This is a genomic window from Kineosporia mesophila, assembly GCF_021129235.1.
Lineage (GTDB): Bacteria > Actinomycetota > Actinomycetes > Actinomycetales > Kineosporiaceae > Kineosporia > Kineosporia mesophila.
The window spans coordinates 65,789-88,162 of the sequence record NZ_JAJOMA010000024.1; the positions used below are offsets into that span (position 1 = coordinate 65,789).

24 protein-coding genes and 1 tRNA gene are annotated in these 22,374 nt (G+C 66.8%); 19 read left to right on the top strand and 6 right to left on the bottom strand.

What is annotated here, in order from left to right:
• The first annotated feature begins 5 nt into the window (after positions 1 to 5).
• The 3 genes from LR393_RS27415 to LR393_RS27425 all read left to right on the top strand — a co-directional run bounded on the left by LR393_RS27415 (position 6) and on the right by LR393_RS27425 (position 3,603).
• Positions 6 to 1,793, top strand: a complete 1,788-nt coding sequence (locus tag LR393_RS27415) for a hypothetical protein (protein WP_231487779.1) — start codon at positions 6 to 8, stop codon at positions 1,791 to 1,793.
• Positions 1,794 to 2,218: 425 nt separating this feature from the next.
• Positions 2,219 to 2,398: a helix-turn-helix transcriptional regulator gene (locus LR393_RS27420; protein WP_231487780.1), complete on the top strand. Its 180-nt coding sequence runs from the start codon at positions 2,219 to 2,221 to the stop codon at positions 2,396 to 2,398.
• Positions 2,399 to 2,421: 23 nt separating this feature from the next.
• Complete coding sequence (locus LR393_RS27425) at positions 2,422 to 3,603, top strand: tyrosine-type recombinase/integrase (protein ID WP_231487781.1); 1,182 nt, start codon at positions 2,422 to 2,424, stop codon at positions 3,601 to 3,603.
• 743 nt (positions 3,604 to 4,346) lie between these two features.
• Here the strand turns inward: LR393_RS27425 and LR393_RS27430 are convergent.
• Together LR393_RS27430 and LR393_RS27435 are read right to left on the bottom strand one after the other, a co-directional pair.
• Positions 4,347 to 5,027, bottom strand: a complete 681-nt coding sequence (locus tag LR393_RS27430) for a YdcF family protein (RefSeq protein ID WP_345718785.1) — start codon at positions 5,025 to 5,027, stop codon at positions 4,347 to 4,349.
• On the bottom strand, positions 5,024 to 5,788 hold the full coding sequence (locus tag LR393_RS27435) for a GntR family transcriptional regulator (RefSeq protein ID WP_231487783.1): 765 nt from the start codon (positions 5,786 to 5,788) through the stop codon (positions 5,024 to 5,026). Before LR393_RS27435 ends, LR393_RS27430 begins: the two co-directional genes overlap by 4 nt.
• 158 nt (positions 5,789 to 5,946) lie before the next feature.
• Here LR393_RS27435 and LR393_RS27440 point away from each other — a divergent pair, with 158 nt between their 5' ends.
• From LR393_RS27440 to LR393_RS27490, 12 genes are all read left to right on the top strand, one after another.
• Positions 5,947 to 6,408, top strand: coding sequence for a hypothetical protein (locus LR393_RS27440; RefSeq protein ID WP_231487784.1), 462 nt, complete (start codon positions 5,947 to 5,949; stop codon positions 6,406 to 6,408).
• Between the two features lie 90 nt (positions 6,409 to 6,498).
• The gene (locus tag LR393_RS27445; protein ID WP_231487785.1) at positions 6,499 to 6,729 is read left to right on the top strand and encodes a hypothetical protein; all 231 of its coding nucleotides are present in this window, start codon (positions 6,499 to 6,501) and stop codon (positions 6,727 to 6,729) included.
• Complete coding sequence (locus LR393_RS27450) at positions 6,726 to 6,995, top strand: hypothetical protein (RefSeq protein ID WP_231487786.1); 270 nt, start codon at positions 6,726 to 6,728, stop codon at positions 6,993 to 6,995. Before LR393_RS27445 ends, LR393_RS27450 begins: the two co-directional genes overlap by 4 nt.
• A gap of 1 nt (position 6,996) precedes the next feature.
• Entirely contained in the window at positions 6,997 to 7,191 is a 195-nt protein-coding gene (locus tag LR393_RS27455; protein WP_231487787.1) for a hypothetical protein, read from the top strand.
• Positions 7,192 to 7,638: 447 nt separating this feature from the next.
• Positions 7,639 to 8,769 carry an FtsK/SpoIIIE domain-containing protein gene (locus LR393_RS27460; RefSeq protein WP_231487788.1) on the top strand — a complete coding sequence of 377 codons (1,131 nt, stop codon included), beginning with the start codon at positions 7,639 to 7,641 and terminating at the stop codon, positions 8,767 to 8,769.
• A 1-nt stretch (position 8,770) separates the two neighbouring features.
• On the top strand, positions 8,771 to 8,953 hold the full coding sequence (locus tag LR393_RS27465) for a hypothetical protein (RefSeq protein ID WP_231487789.1): 183 nt from the start codon (positions 8,771 to 8,773) through the stop codon (positions 8,951 to 8,953).
• A complete protein-coding gene (locus LR393_RS27470) occupies positions 8,950 to 9,336 on the top strand; it encodes a hypothetical protein (RefSeq protein WP_231487790.1) in 387 nt (128 codons plus the stop codon). The genes LR393_RS27465 and LR393_RS27470 overlap by 4 nt, the downstream gene beginning before the upstream one ends.
• Positions 9,333 to 9,725: a hypothetical protein gene (locus tag LR393_RS27475; RefSeq protein ID WP_231487791.1), complete on the top strand. Its 393-nt coding sequence runs from the start codon at positions 9,333 to 9,335 to the stop codon at positions 9,723 to 9,725. Before LR393_RS27470 ends, LR393_RS27475 begins: the two co-directional genes overlap by 4 nt.
• Positions 9,722 to 10,156 (top strand): hypothetical protein, encoded by a 435-nt coding sequence (locus LR393_RS27480; RefSeq protein WP_231487792.1) that lies wholly within the window; start codon positions 9,722 to 9,724, stop codon positions 10,154 to 10,156. Before LR393_RS27475 ends, LR393_RS27480 begins: the two co-directional genes overlap by 4 nt.
• Before the next feature lie 170 nt (positions 10,157 to 10,326).
• The gene (locus LR393_RS27485) at positions 10,327 to 12,099 is read left to right on the top strand and encodes a replication initiator (RefSeq protein ID WP_231487793.1); all 1,773 of its coding nucleotides are present in this window, start codon (positions 10,327 to 10,329) and stop codon (positions 12,097 to 12,099) included.
• A complete protein-coding gene (locus LR393_RS36710) occupies positions 12,096 to 12,281 on the top strand; it encodes a helix-turn-helix domain-containing protein (protein ID WP_331282998.1) in 186 nt (61 codons plus the stop codon). The genes LR393_RS27485 and LR393_RS36710 overlap by 4 nt, the downstream gene beginning before the upstream one ends.
• Positions 12,281 to 13,471: a site-specific integrase gene (locus LR393_RS27490; RefSeq protein ID WP_231487794.1), complete on the top strand. Its 1,191-nt coding sequence runs from the start codon at positions 12,281 to 12,283 to the stop codon at positions 13,469 to 13,471. Before LR393_RS36710 ends, LR393_RS27490 begins: the two co-directional genes overlap by 1 nt.
• Positions 13,472 to 13,539: 68 nt before the next feature.
• Here LR393_RS27490 and LR393_RS27495 read toward each other — a convergent pair.
• Positions 13,540 to 13,612: transfer RNA gene (locus LR393_RS27495), tRNA-Asn, on the bottom strand.
• A 246-nt stretch (positions 13,613 to 13,858) separates the two neighbouring features.
• On the opposite strand from LR393_RS27495, the gene LR393_RS27500 reads away from it, so the two are divergent.
• From LR393_RS27500 to LR393_RS27510, 3 genes are all read left to right on the top strand, one after another.
• Complete coding sequence (locus tag LR393_RS27500) at positions 13,859 to 14,551, top strand: hypothetical protein (protein ID WP_231487795.1); 693 nt, start codon at positions 13,859 to 13,861, stop codon at positions 14,549 to 14,551.
• 28 nt (positions 14,552 to 14,579) lie between these two features.
• Positions 14,580 to 15,467 carry an NAD(P)-dependent oxidoreductase gene (locus LR393_RS27505; protein WP_231487796.1) on the top strand — a complete coding sequence of 296 codons (888 nt, stop codon included), beginning with the start codon at positions 14,580 to 14,582 and terminating at the stop codon, positions 15,465 to 15,467.
• Between the two features lie 97 nt (positions 15,468 to 15,564).
• Entirely contained in the window at positions 15,565 to 16,623 is a 1,059-nt protein-coding gene (locus LR393_RS27510; RefSeq protein ID WP_231487797.1) for a hypothetical protein, read from the top strand.
• Here the strand turns inward: LR393_RS27510 and LR393_RS27515 are convergent.
• A complete protein-coding gene (locus LR393_RS27515) occupies positions 16,620 to 19,262 on the bottom strand; it encodes an AMP-binding protein (protein ID WP_231487798.1) in 2,643 nt (880 codons plus the stop codon). The genes LR393_RS27510 and LR393_RS27515 overlap by 4 nt on opposite strands.
• 263 nt (positions 19,263 to 19,525) lie before the next feature.
• On the opposite strand from LR393_RS27515, the gene LR393_RS27520 reads away from it, so the two are divergent.
• A complete protein-coding gene (locus LR393_RS27520) occupies positions 19,526 to 20,398 on the top strand; it encodes a sugar phosphate isomerase/epimerase family protein (RefSeq protein WP_231487799.1) in 873 nt (290 codons plus the stop codon).
• Positions 20,399 to 20,478: 80 nt separating this feature from the next.
• Here LR393_RS27520 and LR393_RS27525 read toward each other — a convergent pair whose 3' ends face one another.
• Together LR393_RS27525 and LR393_RS27530 are read right to left on the bottom strand one after the other, a co-directional pair.
• Positions 20,479 to 21,681 carry a glutathionylspermidine synthase family protein gene (locus tag LR393_RS27525; RefSeq protein WP_231487800.1) on the bottom strand — a complete coding sequence of 401 codons (1,203 nt, stop codon included), beginning with the start codon at positions 21,679 to 21,681 and terminating at the stop codon, positions 20,479 to 20,481.
• Positions 21,678 to 22,073, bottom strand: coding sequence for a hypothetical protein (locus LR393_RS27530; protein WP_231487801.1), 396 nt, complete (start codon positions 22,071 to 22,073; stop codon positions 21,678 to 21,680). Before LR393_RS27530 ends, LR393_RS27525 begins: the two co-directional genes overlap by 4 nt.
• Between the last annotated feature and the right edge of the window lie 301 nt (positions 22,074 to 22,374).

Consider the following 22,374-nt stretch of genomic DNA (forward strand, 5'->3'; position numbering starts at 1 on the left):
TCCCCATGAACGGCATCCCGGCCGACATCCCCACCGACGTCGCCGACGACCTGATCGACCTGAACGACCTGCCGGCTGAACTCTTCGACGAGTTGGCCGGCACTGCGCCCGCTGTTCGTGCTGCGTCATCGCGACGTCCGTTGCGCGCCGTGCCCACCGACGAGGACACCGTCGGCGGGCAGGGCGCGGGGGACGAGCAGGATGGCGACGAGCACGACGGGCGCGCCTACATCGAGGTGTCCGGTAACCCCGATGCGATCCGGAAACTCAAGCGAGCTGTCGGTTCTGGTGCTATCCCGGACCTGTATGTGACGGGTGGGGCCCCGGTGCGGATCGAGCGAGTTTCCGGGACCCTGGCGGTCGACCTGGACGAGGACGCGCCGCTGCCGGTGGTCCCGACGAAGGTCACGGGGGCGCTGCTGGCCAACCTGCTGGCCGCGCACACGTACACGTTTCAGACCAAGGTCAGGAAGGACGAGCAGGGCAAGCCGGAGTTCTTCCGGGAAGAGATCACCCCGCCCCCGCCGGTCCTGAGCGCGGTCCTGGCCGGGGCGGAGTGGCCGCACACCCCGACCCTGGCCGGGATCATCGGGACTCCGGTCCTGCGCCGGGACTGGTCGCTGTTGCAGAACCCCGGGTATGACCCCGCCTCGGGTCTGTACCTTGCCCCGACCGTGGCGTTGCCGCCGGTTCCGGTGAGGCCGAGTCCGGCGCAGGTAGCCAAGGCTCGCGAGTTCGTGACCTCCACACTCCTGGGTGATTTCGAGTGGGAAGACGCCGCGAGCCTGGCGAACTTCGTCGCGATGCTGGTCACACCGTTCCTGCGCCGGCCGCTGAAAGCCCTGGCGCCGCTGGCGATCGTGTCGGCCTCCACCGCCAGTTCGGGCAAGAGTTTGTTGACCGGTCTGGTCGGGTTGCTGGTCGGTCAGCAGGTCGTGCCGTGGCCGGCCGATAACGATGTCGAGCTGGAGAAGCTGATCACTGCGACGTTCACGCAGGAGTCCGGGGCGGTCATCTTCGACAACATCGCCGAGGGAGAAGCGATCAGCAGCCCGATCCTGGCAAACCTGCTGACCAACCCCATGTGGTCGAGCCGGATCCTGGGCAAGACCGGCATGGGCGCATGGGTCAACGACCGGCTCTGGATGGTCACCGGCAACAACCTGCGCGTGGGTGGGGACATCGCCTCACGATCGGTTTACATCCGCCTCAAGCCCAAAGCCCCGCACCCCGAAACCCGCACGGGGTTCGCGATTCCTGACCTCCAGGGCTGGATCATGGACCCCAACCACCGGGCCGAACTGCTGTGGCGCCTGCTGGTCCTGGTCGCGGACTGGGTCGCGGCCGGCACCCCCCGCGACACCAGCACCCCGCCGATGCGGCAGTTCACCCCGTGGGCCCACGGCGTCGGAGGATTCCTGACCCACCACGGCATCACCGGGTTCCTGACCAACCTGCACGTGACCCGCGGCATGGACGAGGAAGACCAGAAATGGGCGATCTTCCTCGGACGCTGGCGCGAACGCCTCGGGGACAAGCCTCTGAAAGTGAACGCCGTTCTAGCCGACGGCGAGATTGTCCGGGACTTCGCCGCAGGGCACGACGTGGACCCGTGGGACGGCGACTTCATCACCGACGAGCGCGGTCGGCGGCCCAAGAGCCCGCAGATGCTCGGGCGGATGCTCGCCGGCCAGGTGGACCGCTTTCACGGCGACCCCGCCATGACCCTGCGCGTCATCACCGACAGTCACGCCAAGGCTAATCAGTATTGGGTCGAGGAGTACCAGCCATGAACCGGTTCGGCGCGGCTCCGAATGAGATCTCGCGTTTGAACCCCGCAAACCCCGCAACTTCCGGTCTGACCTGCAAAAAGACCCAACTTTTGAACCCCGCGGGAACCCCGCATGAACCCCGCAAACCCCGCAAGATCAACAGGTTGAACCCCGCAAACCCCGCAGATTTGCGGGGTTCAAAACAGCGAACCCCGCAACCCATAACCCCAGGCCAGGGCCCTATAAGGCGATCTTGCGGGGTTTGCGGGGTTCCCCAAGGTCGGTTGCGCTACAGACGTCAGATCCAGACATCGGGACGCACCGATCAGCCGTCGTCAGCTAACTGTCAGCCGCCCACCCAACGTCACACCATGCATTCGCCGCGCGGATTGCATGGCATCAGTTCGGCACCGGCACTCACCACCACTGCGGGAAGGGATTAACCCATGGCGTCACGACTCTGGTCCATCGAGGACGTGTCCGAGTACCTGGGGGTTCCGGTGCAGACCCTCTATAGCTGGCGCACTCGTCACTACGGCCCGCCCGCGAGGAAGGTCGGAAAGTACCTGCGGTACAAGGAGGAAGACGTTGCCGCGTGGCTTGACTCCCTGACCCTCTCCGCGTGAACTCCTGAAAGGAAGACAGTTTCATGGCCCGTCCGCCGCTGCCCCTGGGCACCATGGGGGAAATCCGCTACTACCCAACGTCGAAGGGCTACAGGGCCGTCACGTACTACCGGGACTATGACGGGATCACCCGTCAGGTCGGGCGGACGGGCCGGACCAAGCCGGCGGCTGGGAACCGGCTGAAGGAAGCGTGCCGGGATCGTGGCCGGACCGATGCGGCTGCCGAGATCACCCGGGACACGACGGTCAAGGCTCTGGCCGAGGAGTGGTTCAGTGAGGTGGCTTTGGCTGTCCAGATGGGGGACAGGTCGCCCGGGACCGGTCGGGCCTACCGCGATCGGCTCGACAACCAGGTGCTCCCGGCGTTCGGGGCGCTGCGACTGCGCGAGGTGACCGTCTCCCGGACCGACCTGCTGATCAAGCGGGTCCGGGAGTCGAACGGGGTGTCCATCGCCAAGACCACCCGCACGGTCCTGTCGGGCATGTTCGGGCTGGCCGTCCGGCACGACGCCATGCCGGCCAACCCGGTGCGCGAGACCGCCACCCTGCCGTCAGCCGGCAAGAGCCCCCACCGCACGCTCACATTGGCCGAGGTGTGGGATCTACGGGCGAAGCTCGGGGCCGATCAGCCGGCGGTTGACTGGGAACTGCCCGATCTGGTCGACGTGATGCTCTCCACCGGCCTGCGGATCGGTGAGGCAACGGCGATCACCTGGGAAGCGGTTGACCTGGAGAAGGGGACCGTGGAGGTGCGCGGCACCGTAATCCGGGTCAAGGGGCAGGGGCTACAGATCAAGCTCAAGCCCAAGAGCCGGGCCGGATGGCGCATTGTCGTGCTGCCGAAGTGGGCGGTGGCCATGCTGAAGCGCCGCAAGGATTCGATGCCGGCCAACCAGTGGGGAGCGGTGTTCACGTCCCCGTTGGGGCACCTGCGTGACCCGAGTAACACGCAGGCAGACCTGCGAGATGTGTTCTCCCGGATCGGGTACGGGGACATCACTTCGCACACGTTTCGCCGCACGGTGGCCACCCTGATGGATGAAGCGGGATTGAGTGCCAGAGCAGCCGCAGACCAGTTGGGCCATGCCAAGGTCTCGATGACGCAGGACCACTATTTCGGTCGCGGCATTGCCCAGACCGGGGCGGCAAGAGTGCTGGAATCCGTCAGCCAGTCTGAGACCGAAGAGGACGTTAGTCGTGCATAAACCATGTCGATGATCTTGCCTATCGACCGGCCCAGGTCTGTGACCTGGGATGAAGCTCCCCCCACTGGACTTGAACCAGTAACCCTGCGATAGACGGACCGATTTCCCGGAAAACCCTTGGTATGGGCCCTGACCTGCGCTGGAACTCCCACGCGGTCACGGGCCCTTGTGGTTGTTTGGCGTCGATCACGGCCTGATTTGTGGCGCAATCATGGCGGCATCCCGGCCACGGACCGAGGCGACGACGCGTGAGCGCATCTGGGCCCCGCTGGGACGGCCATGCCGGTCTAGAACCCGGCTGCTGGCGGAGATGCCCGGGGAGACCATCTGGACCCCGTGTGGAGCCATCCCCGCCTCCATGACTGACGGACCCCGACCACGGCGTCACCGTCACTCGCATGCCCAGGCCGGTGATTGGCTCATCTTCGCGATGTAAGCCAAGTGCGACCCCCGGCGGCGTCTCCGCTACGGGCGGCCTCGCGGCGCATACCTACCACTCGCACGCTTGCACGCAGGGTGGCTGCCCGGTGAAGGGCGTAGCAGTGCCTATCTCCGGGGGTCGCTTCGGCAGGCTACCCGCAGGCCGATCGAAGTGCCGTTGTCGGCCCAAACGCCGTGCGCCGGGTTTCCCCGGGTGGACCGGCCGCCAGGCCGCATGCCGCCCGGGGAAGAACCCGGCGCTGCGGCCCGCGGAGCGGGCCGCCTTGACTTCTAAAAGGTAAATTCGGCAGCAACGGACAACGTCAGATCAGGCGTGTCGTGTATCCGTCGTCCACGAGCTGCTGGAAAGCCGATCGGACCTCGTCCGGCATGGACTGCTCGATGGCAAAGCCCTTCTCGGCGTAGACCTTGATTCGCTGGGTGTCGCCTACGAGCATGTTCACGACGCGTTCAAAGTCCCCAATGCTGGACACGTAGTCGTCCAAGGTCAACGGAAGCGATGCGCACTGAACGCTGACTTGGGGCCAGAGCTTGCGACAGGTCGCGAAGGCTCGGCGCTGTTGGTAGGGACGTGAAATGAGCGTGACCGAATTCGGTTCAAGCCCTCTTTTCTGGAGCAACTTTCGAGCCAAGGTGATGTTGTCCCCGGTGTTGCGCGCTTCCGGTTCGACCATGATTGCCTCATCAGGCACGCCCAGGGTCAGTGCATGCTCGCGGTAGTGCACGGCTTCGCCCCGGGGGAATCGGTCGATGGTTGTGGGGGCGTTGGCGCCGGTAAAGACGATGAGTGGAAAAGTGCCGGCCGAATAGAGGTCAGCTGCGCACGTGGCAACTCCAAGATCGTGGCTGCCCAGACCGATGCCGACGTCCGTGGGCTCCAGAGCGTGATGTAGATCGTGGTAGGCCCAGAGCACCTCGACAGCAGATCGGATGCTGTGAGGAAGCTCTGCGGTCTGTGTAGTCAAGGAGGCCTCATTTCTCATTCAGGGATGTCAAATTCGTAGGTCCAGGTGAACCGACTCGCAGAATGCACGCCGACTGCCGACTCCACCGGTTGCCCTTCTTCGGTGAAGGTCGTCCGATGCAAGACCACAACGGGTTCGCCCTGGGGGAGTTCCAGGGTGGCGATTTCTTCGGGTGTTGGCATCCGGGCATGAAAACTCTCCCTGATGTGGTGCGGTTCAAGGCCTTTCAAGGTGAGGACCTGGAAGCCGCCACCACGTCCAGCCGGGCCTGGTTCGGGGTCGACCAGTGGTGTGTCTGCCACATCTTCGGGTCGGTAGTAGCTGGTGAGGGTATGAGTCGGACTGTTGGCGTCTTTGACCAGCCGTGCCCGCGCGTAAACGGGTTCTCCTATTGAAATTTGAAGTGCATCGGCGGTCAGTTCGTCGGCCGGTACCAGACTGATCGTCTGCGTTTGGTCGGTAGGCTTCCACTCCCTGCCGCTGGCCTCGCGGTCTGCGGCAAACGCTACCAAACCGAACTTCCATTTGCTTTTGGCGTACCGCTCGATCCCGAGGCGCTTCATCGGCGGCCGTGATCTCACCACGGTCCCGCGCCTGCGAACCGGTGTGACAAGACCCTCGGCGGCCAATAGGCCCACGGCCTGGCGAACCGTCTTGATGTTCACGCCGTACTCAGCTGCTAGCTCGTCCTGCTTAGGCAGGGTCGAGTCAGGCGGGTACGCGCCGCGTTGGATCCCCTCACGCAGCTTCTCCGCCAGTTCGCGATGCCCGATGGCCATGCGCCTCACCTCCTGGATCAAGGCTAGCCGTATCGACCCGTTGGCCCCACCAATGTCAATAGAACCGGCTCTATTGACGCAGTCGCGATCGGTGTGCTCGAATAGGACCACTCCTAATGGAGATGGTTCGGGTTCCTGATCGATGAGAGGACAAGCGCATGGCGCTCATGGGTGGGTACCGGTTCACGGTGCCGATGGCGGATGCATTCCCGCATGGTCTGTATGCGATGGGTGTGCAGCAGGCGATGGATTACGACCAGAAGACGGGTCGTCAGACGCCTTCGAAGGACAAGCAGACCGGGGAGCTGGTCTGGACGGTCACGTGTATCGACCGTGACCCCGAGGCGCGTGAGAAGGAAGTAAAGATCAAGGTCACGGCGCCTCATACGCCGATGCTTCCCGAGGAAGTTCTTCCCGGATCGGGTCTGCGGGCTGTGGAGTTCACCGGCCTCGTGGTGACGCCGTACATCCAGGAGGGTCGCGGTAACGGCCGGGCGCGTATGGCGCTGTCGTTTCGTGCCACAGCTGTTCACCCTCAGGGCAAGGCCCCGGGGACTGCGGCGCCCACGACGGGCCGTGGTTCCCGGCAGGCGTCCAGTGAGGGTGACAAGGCGGCCTGACAGCTTCACAGGGTCGCATCAGGTGCCCCCGGGATCGGCGGCTACCGGTCCCGGGGGCGTACATCAGCGGATGAATAGGAGTCCATCGCGATGCAGGATCAGATTATCCACGCCGGGCGGAGGGTGCGTTGCGGTCAGTGCAACGCGCTCGTGTCGTCCGAGTCGCTGGCGAACGGAAAGTGCGGTGCGTGTGCGGTTCAGCCGACTCTGCCGCTGCGTGACAACCAGGGCCGGTTCTTCTCGGGTCAGCGTGAGGTGTGCATGCCGGGCACCCGTGGCGGCCTGGTCGGCAGCCTGGTGATGGTGGGTGGTCTGCTGTGACCTCGCCTGTCGTCACGCTCGTCATCAACCCGCGCAGCCGCCGCAAGTTCGATCGGCTGGTCTCGATGATGGAACACACCCGGATCGTCCTGGACGAGGCGCGGGATGTGGTGTCGAAGCTGGACCCGCAGAGCGCTTCTCGTCGTGCGGTCCCGCCGGATCTGCTGCTGGCGCTGGTGAAGAAGGCGGAAGACTCGCTGGAGGCCCTGGAGGGTCGTGTCCGGCGCGGTCAGGCAGAGCTGCTGGCTCAGGACTGGAGGTACTGACATGGCACGGGTTGACCTCGAAGACAGCATGGACGACCTGACCAACGCCATGAAGCTGCTGCGCCCGGTCACCAAGGGTGCTCCGGATTCGGCCAAGCTCAAGGGCGCTCACGACCGTCTGACGCGTGACGTCGCGGTCCTGATCCTGGTCATGGACGACGCCAGCCGCGCCTACTCGGCCGAGAACGACCGGTAGGCATTTCCCCCGGCATCTGCCGGACGTTCCTTACGTATGGCGGGTTCCGGCCTGGCTGTCCCTCGAACGCGAGCGGTCAGGCCGGGGCTCTGCCCTGCCCACTTTCACGATTGAGGTTTCCTCATGGGCGTTCTCACGTTCTCTTCGAAAAAGTCGGTGGTCCCGGCGCCGGATCGGCAGTCCTCTCGTGAGGTCGGTGTCGAGTGGCGCGCTGCGCTGTGGATGCTCCGTCACCCGGGGATCACCGCGTCCACGACGGCTATTGCTGCCGGGACGATCGAGCTGGGTCCGACCACGATGGCAGGCATTGCCGGTGGAACGGCTGTGGGCGTCTGTGCCTGGTACCGGGGTCACCCCAACTCCTATGACCGCCTGATTGCCCCACGGCTTCGCTCGTTCGGTCGCCGCTGGAGTGCTTACGCGGGCCGTCACTGGGCCGATGTCTGCATGGCCGTGGATCTGGCACCGACCAAGCGCCGTACCGGCGTCACGCAGATTCCCCGCGTGCTGCGGGTGCTGTCGTACTCCCCGAGCATCGACACGGTCATGGTCCGGATGGCTCCGGGACAGTCGGTGAAGGTCTGGGAGGACAAGGCCGAGATCATCGCCGATGCCCTGGGAGCGATCCGGGTTGCCGTCGAGCGTATCCGCCCGCAGGTCGTGGGCCTGGTCATCGAGCGGTCCGAGCCGTTCACCGAGATTCTCGATGCCCCGGTCATGCCGGCCGATTCGTCCACGGTCGACCTGAGCGCGGTCTACCTGGGCGAAGACGAGTACGGGGCCGACTGGAGCGAGTCCTTGATCGGTCAGCACTGGCTGATTGCTGGTGCCACGGGTGCGGGGAAGGCTTCGCTGATCTGGGCTCCGCTGCGCTCGATCGCCCCGCTGATCCGTGACGGCCTGGTGCGGGTCTGGATGGTGGACCCCAAGCGCATGGAGCTGGCCCGTGGGCGTGACGTGGCCTACCAGTACGCTTCCGAACCCGACGAGATCGTCCGACTGATCGATGATTTCGTGGAGGACTGCCGGGCTACCCAGCGTCGTCACGCGGCGGACTCCAAGGCGAAGTTCGCCATGTCGCGCCAGACGCCGTTCAACCTGCTGGTGCTGGATGAGATCGCGGCGTTGCTGTCTTTCGGGAAGAACAACCGCGAGATCCGTAAAGCGCTGGAAGAGATCGGAACGCAGGGACGCGCCACCGGTCACAGCATCCTCGGTGAGGTCCAGGAGCCCTCCAAGGATGTCCTGCCGATCCGTGACCTGTTCACTGTGCGCGTCTGCCTGCGGGTCACGTCCGCCGCTCATCCCGACATGGTCCTGGGTGATGGTGCCCGGCTGCGGGGTGCTGCGGCGGACGAGATCCCCAACGACCCGAGCACGGCCGGTATCGGGTTCAAGATCCGCACCTCTCGTGTCCCGGTCCGGGTGCGTGCTGCGTACGTCGATGACGCCGAAATCGCTCAACTGGTGCGGTACGTCACGACCGGATTCGGGTTCCGCGTCATCCAGAACGACAAGTTCGACGACCTCGACAACGACGACGACGGGCCTACGGGCTCGATCAGGGTGGTGGGCTGACATGGCACAGATTCACATCTCCACGGACGTTCAGTGGATCACGAGGGTTGTCCGGACCGTGCTGTTCTGGATGCTGGTCTTCCCGCTGGCCGCGTTCATCCTCGGCGGCATGTGGTGCCTGATCGCGGTCGGTCTCTTCCAGGCCCTCGTGATCGGTCTGATCTGGTGGGCGGTGCGCCGATGAGCCCCCGACGGCACCAGCACCCGGACAAGTACGCCGACGAGGCTGCCGAAGCGATCCGCAGCCTGAACCACCTCACCATCCACCGCGACAGCCCCGGCTACGAGTGGCCCTCGGACGTGGATGCCGTTATCGCTCACCTGTCCTCGACCGTGGCGGGCATGGACCAGGCCCTCGGACAGGCCTTCAACTGGCTGGTCCGCGAGCACCAGGCCGGAAAGGTCGGCCACGATGCGGGCCTCGACGTCGCACCGGAACTGCGGAATCTGCGCGAGAACCTGACCGGCGTCAGCAGCCAGATCAACGAGCTGACCGTCAACCTGGACAAGCTGCGCCGGGTCACCTCGCACCTGACCGGCCGCATCACCGGCGGGGCAGAACAGTGAAGAGCATCTACCAGTGCCCGACCTGTGGCCTGTCCTTCTACGACCGCCAGGTGCACCGCGACTACTACTGCACCAAGGGACAGTTCGGAACCAGGGCTCCGGCTCCTCGTCCGGCCGTGGATCTGCTCGACACCTCCGGCTGTGCTCGCTGCGGTGACTGCATCTCCTGCGGTGCCAGCGACAGCTACTCGCTCACGGTGCAGGTCCCCAGCATGGCCCTGGTCGCGTGCCTGCGGACCTGCTCCTCCTGCGGCGCTGATGCGGCCGACCGCCTCGACGCCGGCCGAATCGACGAGGCGATTCAGGACCACTGCGAACACCTCGGCCTCACCCGTCCCCGGATGCGAGGCGTCTACCTCGCCCAGATCGAGAAGGGCCACGCAGCATGAGCATTGACATCAAGAAGCGCTGGCTCCTGTGGTGCTGGGAATGCGATGCCCGGGACATCGTGCATGAAGCCTCCCTGGTGCAGGGCCTGGAGCTGGCACACCTGCGCTGGTGCGGCATCGTGGTCAAGGCACAGGTGCAGACGTACTTGGTCGATCCGAGTCAGCTCGACGACACCAGCGACTGCACCCGCCGGGAACGCTGCGAAAACTGCCGGAGTACCAAAGACGTCGCCGTCAGCACGGTGCGGTACACGGTGGGTGTGGTCTGCCTCGGGCTCTGCGCAAGCTGCACAAGCCAAAACCTCTCCATAGGACTCTCTTTCGACGACGTCACCGATCGCGTGGCCGAGCACTGCGAACACCTGGGCATCGACCTGGGCACGTTGCGGGAGGCGGTCAACTTTGATGGATACCGGGGTGGCCACGCATGAGCCGCAACCGTCCGGCCTCACCGTTCGTCCTGGTCGGCTCCGCCGGGATGTGGGCCGCTGACTGCCTGTCTCCCGGATGCCTGTGGACCACCACCACATCCGACCCCGAATGCGCCGACCAGCAAGCACTTTCACACACCACACATGTTCACCCGGAGGTGCTGTAAACCGTGACGAGCCTCGACGACGTCACCCGGACCGAACCCTTGTACCTGTCGGTCACGGACGAGCGTGAGCCTGCCCGTCCCGGTTCCCGGATCCAGCGCGCCCGGATGCCGCTGGCCAAGGACGTCGTCGAGGCCGTTGCGGTCTCTCACGGGGTCTGCATCCGCCCCGTCCTGATGAGGGTCACCGACGAGCTCACCGGCCGCATCCGCGACGTTGACGTGCCCTGTGGAGCCACCCTGGCAGCCAAATGCCCCTCCTGCGCTGAACGGGCTCGGCGTCTGCGGGTTCACCAGTGCCGCGAAGGATGGCACCTTGAGGCAGAACCCGACCTGACCCCCGACGTCCCGAACGACGAACAACGCGACCTCGCTACGGCTCGCGCGGACATGACGGCTGCCCGGGACGAATTCACCGCTGCCGGTGATGACCTGTCCTCCCTGGCCGCGACCGAGGCCCTACAGATGACCGACGCCGAACTCCGCAAGGCCGGAATCCGCGGTGACATCGACCCGCCGCTCAAACCCCGCCGGATCCGCTCCACCCGCCGCCGCGAGGATACCCCCGACCTGCCCAAGCGCGACATGGTCAACACCACTCTCGGCCGCGCCTTCACCGGCCGTGACGGGCAGGTGTTCCGCCCCAGCATGTTCCTGACCGTCACCCTGCCCTCGTACGGTCGGGTGCGCTCCGACGGCACGCCGGCCGATCCGGGCACCTACGACTACCGCCGCGCGGCCCGGGACGCCATCGCGTTCTCCCGTCTGATCGACCGGCTGATCCAGAACCTGCGCCGGGTCGCGGGTTACGACGTGCAGTACTTTGCCGCTGTCGAGCCGCAGCGCCGGTTGGCCGCTCATGCCCACTTCGCGATCCGGGGCACGATTCCCCGCGCCCTGATCAAGCAGGTCGTGGCTGCCACCTACCATCAGGTCTGGTGGCCCGAAACTGGCGCACCGGTCTATGACGACCTGCACCGGCCCCTGTGGCAGGCCGACCGCGACAACCGCGAAGACCGGTACGCCGGGACGTTCGTCGACCCCGTATCTGGCTCGCCACTGATCGCGTGGGATGACGCCCTGGACGCCATCGACGTAGCCACCGAACTGGACTGTGACGTCGAGCCCTACCACGTGGCCCGCCTCGGCTCCCAGGTCGATGTCCAGGGCCTGCTGTCGGGCACCCCCGAAGCGGACCGGCGCGTGCGTTACCTGGCCAAGTACCTGACCAAGTCCATGACCGAGGCCCACGAGCCCGAGGACGGCCCGCAGAGCGCCCACCTGGACCGCCTGGTCGCTGCTCTGGCTGTCGAGCCGTGCTCGCCCACCTGTCCGAACTGGCTGCGCTACGGCATCACGCCCAAGAACGCTCACCACGGCATGCGACCGGGCTCCTGCCGCTCCAAGGCACACCGCCGCGAGCACCTGGGCTACGCCGGACGCCGCATCCTGGTCAGCCGCAAATGGTCTGGCAAGACACTCGCCGACCACAAACACGACCGCCGCGCCTGGGTCATGGCCACCCTCGGAGTCCAAGACCAGAGTGCCGGCCGATCTGACACCGCCACCCCGGCCGATGACATGACACGTGAGCGGTACTCGTGGCGAATGGCCGAACGAGACGAAGCCCTGAAACCACTGACACACCGGCTCCTCATCGCTGTGGCGAACCGCCAAAAGTGGCGCGCCGCACTGGATGCCGCCAAGAACGGGCAACCACCACCCACGGACGAAGAACTTTCGGCAACTGGCAATGGCAGAGAGGGTACGGCGAAATGATTGCTCCGCTGTGGACTATCGGTGATGTGGCCGAGTACCTACAGGTCCCGAAGAACACGCTGTACACGTGGCGTAGCCAGCGAAAGGGTCCGCCGTCAGCGAAGATTGGTAAGTACATCCGGTATGACCCGGACCTGGTCCGAGCCTGGACGCTGGCTCAGCAGGAATCGGGGGACCTCTGATGCCGCGCGAACCTCTGCCACTCGGCAGTTACGGCACCATCCGGGTGCGGCCGGTCGGAGATGGGTTCCTCGCCCGGACCCTGTTCCGTGACTTCGATGGCGTCGTGCGGCAGGTCCGGCGTCAGGCCAAGACCAAGACGGCCGCACAGAATGCCCTGAAAAAAGCTCTGGCAGAACGGCAAACACCTTTCAAAGGTGCTCGCCTCACACGTGATTCACCGTTCAGTGCGGCCGCTGAGGTCTGGATGGAAGGACTGATCAAGAAGGAGATCGAGGAAGAGCGTAGTTCTGAGACGCTGAGGGTTTACGGGTCGGTCTACAAGAACCACGTCGCACCTGCCCTGGACGCTGTCCGGCTGCGCGAGGTGACGACTCCTTTGGTGGATCAGATTCTTTCGGCAATCAAGGCGAAGTCGGTGGGCAACGCCAAGCTGTCCAAGACGGTCATCGCCAGCGTCATGAAGGTGGCGATTCGGCACGGTGCCATCGAGAACAACCCGGTCCGGGAGACCGACCGGATCGAGACCAAGCGCAAGAAGAAGCGCAAGCCCAAGACCCTCAACGCTCAGCAGCGCGAGGTGTGGCTGTCGGCGCTCGACGCGAGTCCACGTGCCCGGGACTGGGACCTGCCGGATCTGACTCGCCTCATGCTGGCCACGGGCGTGCGCATCGGTGAGGTCCTGGCGATCGGCTGGGATGAAGTCGACCTGGACGCGGCAACCGTGAACGTCACCTGGCACATCGTCCGCAAGACCGGTGCCGGTCTTCAACGTCGGCCCTCGACCAAGTCCGGCGAGTCGGGGGAGAGGCTGCTACCGCTGCCCCTGTGGGCGGTCGAGATCCTGCACCGTCGTCGAGCACTGATCAAGGACGGCGTGCAGCCGGTGTTCCCGGATTCCCTCGGTGGCTGGCGTGACCCGTCCAACGTTCAGCGCGTGTGGCGGGAGGTGCGCGCAGACCTGCCCGAGGCGGCCAGCGAAGTGCTCAACGTGGACGACCTGGTGACTCATCTCCTGCGCAAGACCGTGGCCAGTCACCTGGACGACGCGAAGGTTCAGCGGCGCAAGATCAGTGACCAGCTGGGGCACGCCCGGCTGTCCATGACGGAGGACTACTACATCGCTCGGGGGCTGACGGACCGGGAGACGGCTGATGCTCTGGAAGACCTGTTCGACGACCAGGACGGCTAAAACTGTCTGAAAGATGTCGCCCGTCCGGCGCCCCAGGGAAGCTGCAACTCGCTGACCTGGGGCTTAGGCTCCCCCCACTGGACTTGAACCAGTAACCCTGCGATTAACAGTCGCATGCTCTGCCAATTGAGCTAGGGGGGATCGTTCCCACCGAAGTTCCCTCCGGCGAGAAAAACTCTACCAAACCCCAGAGGGTGCTGCTGACCATCCCCCGTGGGCGTGGCGGGTCCGGAACCTGGGACCTCGGTCACAGGGTCGGCACAGGCGGGTCACAGCTTCACAGGGAACTGCCAGGAGAAGCCAAGGCGGGGCACAGGTGGCGGGTCGAGCTTCGTGGAGGATGGCGCCGCCCATGCCGGGTGCGGCCCGGATCGAGGGGATCGAATCATGCGCGCACTACGTCTGACTGTCGCGGTGGCCGCGGGGGCCGTCGCGCTGGGGGCAGCCGGCTTCGCTGCGTACCCGGCCTTCGCCGATGACACGCCCGGCCCCAGTTCCAGCATCGGGGCAGCGGCGGGGCCGGACCGGATCCAGGACGCGCTCAAGGGACTGGTCGACGACGGCACCATCACTCAGGACCAGGCCGACAAGGTGGCGGAGAAACTTGCCGACTCCCAGGGGTCTCGCGGGGGTCAGCACCGGGGTGGCTTCGGGGGCGGATTCGGCGGTGGGTTCGGTGGCGGCTTCGGGGTGGCTCAGGACGAGCTGGCCAAGGCGCTGGGCCTGTCCTCCGACGAGCTGCGCAGCGCCCTGGCCGACGGCACGTCGGTCCGGGAGCTGGCCCAGAAGCAGGGCAAGGACGTCGACGACGTGATCGATGCCCTGGTCACGGCGGCGACCACGAAGATCGACCAGGCCGTCAAGGACGGGAAGCTGTCGCAGGACCGCGCCGACGACCTGAAGCCGGAGCTGAAGAAGCGCATCACCGACCTGGTCGAGAACGGTCCGCGGGGTCACTTCCAGGGTGGTCCGGGCCGGCAGAGGGGCGACCAGCAGGGGGACGAGGGCACGCCGGCCCCCAGCTCTCCGGCCCCCAGCTCGTCGACGCAGTCCCAGAACAGCGACACGTCCTTCCTGTAGAGATGCCCGGGCGTGACAGGCTCGGGACATGACGGAGCGCACTGTGCTGAAGGTCGGGGTCGTCGGGCTCGGGACGATGGGGGCGCCGATGGCCCGCCATCTGATCGCCGCCGGTCATGAGGTGACGGTGTGGAACCGCACCCGGTCGAAGGAAGAGCCGCTGGCCGTGCTCGGAGCGACCCGGGGTGATTCACCGGCCGCAGTGGCCGAGGGTGCGGACGCCGTTCTCACCTGTGTCTCGGACGATCCGGACCTGCGGGCCGTGGTGCTGGGCGAGAACGGTGTGGGGGAGACGCTGCCGTCCGGTTCGGTGCTGGTCGACTGCTCGACGGCGTCCCCTTCGCTGGCGCGCGATCTGGCCTGGGATCTGGCCCGGACCGGCCGGATGTTCGTCGACGCCCCGGTCTCCGGCGGTTCGGAGGGCGCGGAGAAGGGCACGCTGACGGTCTTTCTCGGTGGCTCGGCGGACGCGGTGGCCAAGGCCCTGCCGGTGGTGCAGACCTTCGGGGCCCGGATCACGCACCTCGGTGAGGCGGGCTCGGGGCAGGCGGCGAAGGCGGTCAACCAGGTGGTGCTGGCCGGGGCGTACGCGGGCGTGGCCGAGGGCATCGTGCTGGCGGAGAAGTTCGGCCTGCCCTTCGAGCAGCTGCTGCCCGCGCTGAGTGCGGGCGCGGCCGACTCGTGGGTGCTGCGGCAGCGGGCCGGCAACATGGTGAAGGGCGCCTACCCGCTCGGGTTCCGCACGTCGTTGCACCTCAAGGACGTGCGCATCGCCCTGCGCGAGGCCGCTGCCATGGACCTTCCGCTCGAGGTCGCCGAGCTGGTCGCGGGTATCGAGGAGAAGCTGGTCGCCGCGGGCTTCGGCGACGAGGACGTGAGCAACCTGGCCCGGCACACCCGCTCCGAAGACGCCTGAATCCTTCCCATCCCGTCCACCGTCACACCCGACGAGCCTAATCGTTATCGGGATGTGACAATGGCTGCGCGGATGCGGGTTGGACGAGGAGTCGGCAATGGCGGATTCACGGGCACGGGTAACGGGGTCCGAAGCAGGATCTGAACCGGACTCGGCAGCGTTGTGGGGGCCGCCGGGGCAGGAGCCGGTCGACATCAACCCGACCACCCCGCCGGGCCGGCCGTCACCGGATGCGCCGACCTGGACGTCCACCATCGTGCCGAACCGCACCGCCATCCAGCCCACACCCGTGCTCGAAAGTCTCGACGGGCAGGGGCAGGTGGCCGAGTTCGATCTCGGCGACCGGTCGGTGGTGCCCGGGAAAGACATCAAGATTGAAGACGCGTCGGACTGGGCGACCGATCTCGACCAACCCGACGGGTGGGTGGACGAGGGGGGTAGGGCGACCCCGGCGTCCTCCGGTCGCCGAAGGCTCTTCCTCACTGCGGCGGCCATTTTCGTGCTGGCGCTGGCCGGTCTGGCGGTGCCGGCGCTGTTCGGGGACGAGGAGCCCCCGTCGGCGGGGGAGACCGTGGTGCTGGGGAAGCATCTGATGGCTCCGGTGGCGCTGCACCTGCCCGAGGGAGCCACCGCGACGGCCGACGACAGCTATGTCGGGGTGCAGTTCGCCGGTGGCGGCTGGGTCCTGGTCACCGTGCCCGAGCAGGTGGTGCAGCCCGACGGCACGCGTACCGCGATGCCGGCCGATCCGGCGGCCTGGTTGCAGGCTCATCCGGATGTGTATGTCAGCGGCATCCGCCAGGTGCAGGTGGACGGGCGTAAGGCCATGCAGCTCGACTACCGGCGCTCGGCGATGGCCGAACCCCAGAGCCGCTACGCCCGCCTCCCGCTGTTCTGCGGCTGGCGGGGCGGTAGCAGTCTGGACGACACGAGCATCTACGGGGCGGGCCGGGGCCCCTCGAGTCAGGAGTGCACGAAGATCACCGACGGCGCCCGCGTGCGGGCCACCTTCATCCCGATCGAGGGGCGAACCGTGCTGGTCGAGGCGGTCTGGAGGCCGTACGGCGTGTGGGGCTGGCGGATGCCCACCTCACTGAGCGACTCCTACGACGACCTCCTGGACGGGCTCTCACCCCGGGTCACCGACAACTCTTAGTACTGATTCGGCCAGGACTTGCTGCGGCGGAACAGCCGGGGACGCACCTGTTCCCGACGGCGACGGGTGCCCGCCGGGGTGCGTTCCTGAGCCGGTTCCAGCGCTTCCCAGATCACCTCGGACGTCTTGAGGGCGAATGGGTCACGCAGAATCGACATGTGGTCGCCGGGCACGTGGGTGAGCCGCCAGGTGCCGGTCAGGTAGGGCGCCCAGGCGCGGCGGTCCTCCTTCTCCTCGCTGTCGGCGGCCACGATCACGAGGGTCTCCCCGTCGAACGGCTTGCCCTTGTACATGCGGTGCAGGTAGTTGCTCTGCCGCCAGAAGCGCCAGTACTGGTCGTCTCCGGGGGTGCCGCGCAGGCCCGTGGTGGCCACGCCGAGCGCCGTCTTCAGCCGCTGCACCGGCGAACCCTCCGAGTTGGCGTGGGATTTCCGGTCCGGTGGGAACGAGTCGAGCACGATCAGCAGGCCGATCTCCTCACCGGCGTCGCGCAGCTGGTGCGCGACCTCGGTCGCGACTACCCCGCCGAACGAGTGACCACCGATGAAATAAGGCCCGCTGGGCTGGATCTGGCGCAGCATCCGGATGTGTCGGCGGGCCGAGGCCTCGACCGTCCAGTCCGGGATGCCGCGCGCCTCCAGCCCGTAGGCCTGCAGCGCGTAGACCGGCTGGTCGTCGGGCAGTTGGCGCACTAGCGGCACCAGCGTCACGCCGAGTCCACCGCCACCCGTCAGCAGGAACAGTGGGGGACGGGAACCCTTGGCCCGCAACGGGATCAGGGTCTGGTTGGCGGCGTCGACCTGGCGGGTGACCCGTTCGGCGAACTCACCCAGCGTGGGCGCCTGCACCAGCACCGTGGTCTGCGCCTCGTTGGTCGAGACCCCGAGCTCGGAGTGCATCCGGCTCATCAGGCTCTCGGCGGCCAGCGAGTCGCCCCCCAGCTCGAAGAAGTCGTCGCTCAGGCTGATCTCGGGCAGGGCCAGCACACTGCACCAGAGCGCGCGGACCACTTCCTGCCACTCGGACAGGTGCTCCTTGGTGGCACCGGCGCGCACTTCGGGCGGTTCGGGCAGCCCGGCCCGGTCCAGTTTGCCGCGGTCGGTGCGGGGCAGCGCCTCGAGGAAGACGATGCTCTCGGGAACCATGTACGAGGGCAAGACCTCGGTCAGCCGCTGCCGCACCGAGGCCGCGCCCGGCCGCTCGGCGGTCGACACGAGGTACGAGACCAGGCGCTTTCCGCCGCTCTCGCCACTCTTCTCGGCGCCGACGGTCAGCGACTCGGTGATGTCGTCCAGCGCCGAGAGCGCCGCGTCCACCTCGCCCGGTTCCACCAGGTAGCCGCGGATCTTCACACTGTGGTCGCGGCGGCCCAGCAGCCGCAGCGCACCGTTCTCGTCCACCGTGCCGACATCGCTGCTGCGGTAGGTGCGGGAGCCGTCGGTACCGCGCGGGGTCGGGGTGAAGGCCGCGTCGGTGGCCACCTGATCACCCAGATAGCCGACGGCGAAGTTCCGCCCGATCAGCGTCACGGTGCCGGAACCGTCTGCGGGGACGATCGATCCGGACTCGTCCACCAGCATCAGCTCGACGTCGGGTATCGGCTGACCCACCGGCAGAAGCCCTTCGAGTACTGGGTGCGGGCTGTCCACACGGTACTCGGTGAGCAGGCCGGTCTCGGACGAGCCGTAACGGTTGCGGATCAGGCAGCCGGACGGCAGCAGGGCCCGGGCGGCCTCGATGTCGGGCCCGTACGCGGCCTCACCGGCGATCGTGACACTGGTGAGCTGCCGCAGGAGCTGTGGGTTCGGCGAAATACCCACCAAATTTCGCAGGATGGCCGGGCTGGCCTGCATGATCGTGACGTCGTTCTGCTCGATCCAGGCCGGCAGCGAGCCGATGCCGCGGCTGCGGATGTCGTACATGGCCATGGTGGTGCCGACCAGGATGCCGGCGCAGGTGGCCATCAGCCCGGCGTGGAAGGCCATCGGCAGGGTGTGGGCGACCACGTCGCCGGCGCCGTAGCAGTGGGTGGCGCCGGCATTGGCCCAGGCGTCGCGCACCAGCATGCGGTGATCGTTGACGACGACCTTGGGACGCCCGGTGGAACCGGAGGTGAAGGCGTAGGCGGCCGCGTCGGTGGGCGCCGGGCCGCTGGCCCAGAGATCTTCGAGATCGGACTCAGTACCGCAGGTCTCGGCCGAGCCGTCGACCACGACCTGCTCCACGAGCTGCGCCGCGGCCTCCGCGTTGGCCTGATCGGTCAGGCACAGCCGCACGTCCACCCGCTCGACGAAGGCCTGGAGCCGGGCCGGGGGAGTGCGCGGGTCGAGCACCAGGATCGGGTGGCCGGAGGTGACGATGCCCCACAGCGCGGCGACAGCGGCGGCGCCGTGCGAGTACAGCAGGGCGACCGGCCGCTCGGCCGGCGAACCGGCGGCCGCGGACCGTACCTGACGCCTCACCGCGGCCACGCGCAGGGCGAACTCGCCGTACGTCAGGCGCAGTTCGCCGTCGTGCACGGCCAGCGCACGGGGCTGGGAAGCAACTACATGGTGTAGCCGAGCGACGCTGCCCGCCTCGACGTCCGTGTACGCCAACGGATCGACATGGCGCTCCGTCTGAACGGCTTGCGCGCTCATTCCTGGCCCCTCCCTAGGTCTGACGCAACGTCATATTTGCTAATCCTGACGTTGCGAGAGACTTCACGATCAACGCTCACCAATATGCCAAGGAGACCGGGAATCGGTCGCGAGAGCAAGTGAAACCCATAGGTAGACACAGGGTTGTAATGCACCTATTGATGTCACTAGGGTAGTAAATGGCCTGGCCCCTTAGTGGGTGATGGCTGAGAGAAATCGGAGAAGGACCACACTTGCTGGTGCCAGTTTCGTAGGGTGAGCGCATGACCGAGACCCCCAGCCCGTGGGCCACCCGTCGTCGTGCTCCGGTGCGCTCCACCCCCCAAGAGCTGCACCTCTCGGCAATGACTTTGCGTTACTGCTCTTTCTCGGACCGGGTTCTGGCCGCGGCCGCCGCGGGGTTCAGCGGTATCGGTCTGGGCGCGGTCGACTATCTGGACGCGCGGCGCTCGGAGTTCTCCGAGGAACAGCTCGCGGATTACGTGTCCCGGCACGGCCTGCGGGTCGTCGAGCTGGAATTCCTGGCCGACTGGTGGCGTGAGGCCGATGTGCGGGGCGTACGCCTCGAAGAAGATCTTCTTTTCTATCTGGCCGACCTGCTCGAGGTTCCCCAGATCAATGTGGGCCTCTTCGCCGAGGTGCCCATGGACGTCCAGAAGCAGCAGTTCCGCCGCCTGTGCACCCGGGCCGCCGACCACGGCGTCCGCATCGCCCTGGAGTTCATGCCCTACAGCAGCCTGCGCACCCTCGACGCGGCCCGTGAGCTGGTCTCCTGCGCCGACACCGGCAACGCCGGGCTGATGCTCGACGCGTGGCACTGGCACCGCTCCGGCGGTACCCCCGACGAACTGCGGGCCCTGAGCGCTTCCGAGGTGTTCGCCGTGCAGCTGTGCGACGCGTCCGCCGTCCCGAACCCCGACCTGCGTCACGAGGGCCGTCACGAGCGCCTCCTGCCCGGGGAGGGCGTGGTGGACCTGAACGGTTTCCTCGGGGCACTGACCGGGATCGGCGTCGACCTGCCCCTGGCCGTCGAGGTGCTGTCCGACCAGCTCGACGCCCGGCATCCGGTGGAGGTGGCGCGGCTGGCGGCGCAGTCGGTGACGCCGTTGCTGGCGGAGCGCGCCGCGGTGGCTTAGGCCGCCCCACCCCTTTTTTGTTCGTGATCATGCGAGCCTTCCCCGGGGAAGACTCGCATGATCACGCTAGAAGTGGCCGGCTACTGCTCGCCCATCCAGGCCTGCACCTGTTCCGGGCTGGACCGGGGTGCGTCGATGAAGTGTGGGACGAACCGGGCCTGCGTGTCCGTGATCAGACGCCCCGCGTCCGTCTCCCGGATCCCCAGCCCCGCCGCCTGGTCGCCGATCACCCACGTCCCCAGGACCGGAAGGCAGTCCCCGATCCGCGGAACCTCCTGGTACTTCTGGTAGATCGCGGTCTGGCCGTGGGTGTGCCGCTCCTCGACCCCGGCCGCGACCCGTCCGTTCCTGATCACCTTGACGCCCGCGCCCTCCCAGCCGTGCACGGGCTTCACCACGTAGTCACGACCCAGCTTCTCCGGCGACCAGTAGGCCGGCAGCAGGTTCGGGTGCCCCTCGTACAGCTCCCACATCGTCGCCAGCACGGCCTTCGACCCGGTGAGCACCTTGTGCACGGGCTCCAGCCAGGTGGTACTGCTCTCGAGTGCCCGCTGCCCGAACTCCTCCGCCAGCATCCACTCCCACGGATACATGGCGAAACAGGTCTTCACCTCGTCGTTCTCAAGCCCCATGAAGGTCGTCGAGCCGGGCCGCAGGCCGAGCTGATCGATCGGCAGCGTGATCGCCCGGCCTCCCGCCTCCCGCACCGTGTCGGCGACGTAGGCGATCGTGTTCCAGTCTTCCAGCGGCTCCGAGACCCCCGCCACCAGATGCACGAACTCGGCGTCCTTCAGATGCTGCTGCCAGGTGTGAACCAGACGCTCGTGCAGCATGTTCCACTGGTCACGGTCGGGCTGAACGGTCTCCAGCCAGGTCCACTGCGTCACCGCGGTCTCGACCAGCGCCGCCGGGGTGTCGGCGTTGTACTCCAGCATCTTGGCCGGCCCCACGCCGTCCCAGATCAGATCGAAACGCCCGTACAGCGACCAGTTCTCCTCCGCCGACTTCCGCAGGTAAGGCCACGCGTACTCCGGGATGCCGAGCTTCTTCAGCGTTTCCGTGTCGTGGCACATCACCCGGGTGGCGTGCATGGCCATCTGGTGCAGCTCGTTCGTGACCCGCTCGAGCTCGTCCACCTGAATCCCGGAGAACCGGTACGCCGCCCCCTCGAACCAGTACGGCAGCTCGTCCCCACCGTCGTTGCGCTCGCGGGCGTAGGCCAGGCCCTCTTCCTCGACGATGCGGTAGACGTCGGGACGAGGTGTCTGCGGAAGCCGGATCACCCGCCCACGCTCCCACCGTGGGCACGGCTGGTCTTGCCGAAGCCGCCCCTCGAGAGCGCCGACTTGGTGCTCTGCTTCGTCACCGTGCCGCCGGCCGTGTCGCCACCGCCGTAGACCGCCCCGTGGCCGCTCGGGATCGAGCTGACCGAGCCGGGGTAGCTGGACATCTTGCCGCCCACGGCCGGGAATGACGTGCCGCGGGGGAAGAGGCGCCAGAGGAAGATGCCGCCGCCGTGGGACGAGCTACCGCCGTTGTGGTCGCACTGGTCGTCGTCGACCCGGGTCTGTGTCGTCTGGTTCACGCACACACCCTGGTGGTCTTTCTGCGGCTGACTACCGCATCCGGACAGCACGGCTGCCGCGAACAGGGCCGTGCCACTGGCTACCACCATGGTGCTGCGCCTTCGAGGGTTCACCCGTACCGATCGTTCCCGTCTGTCATGAGCTGATGTCAGTGTCTGTGCTTCTGACGACGGAGGAGCGGTGGTCTGTTGCACGAGTTCCCGCATGTTCTTGTGCTGCCGGTCACGGTGGTCGTCACGGGACGGTGGCGTGTGCACGGGGTCCACTCTGTCCTGTGCCGGGGCGTCCGCATGTCGGAATTCGTCATATCCGCCTGACCAGGGCAGACGTGGCTCCTGGCATCCGTTGTCCACCAGATGTCCGGGACCGGGACCGTGGGCACCCGCGCTG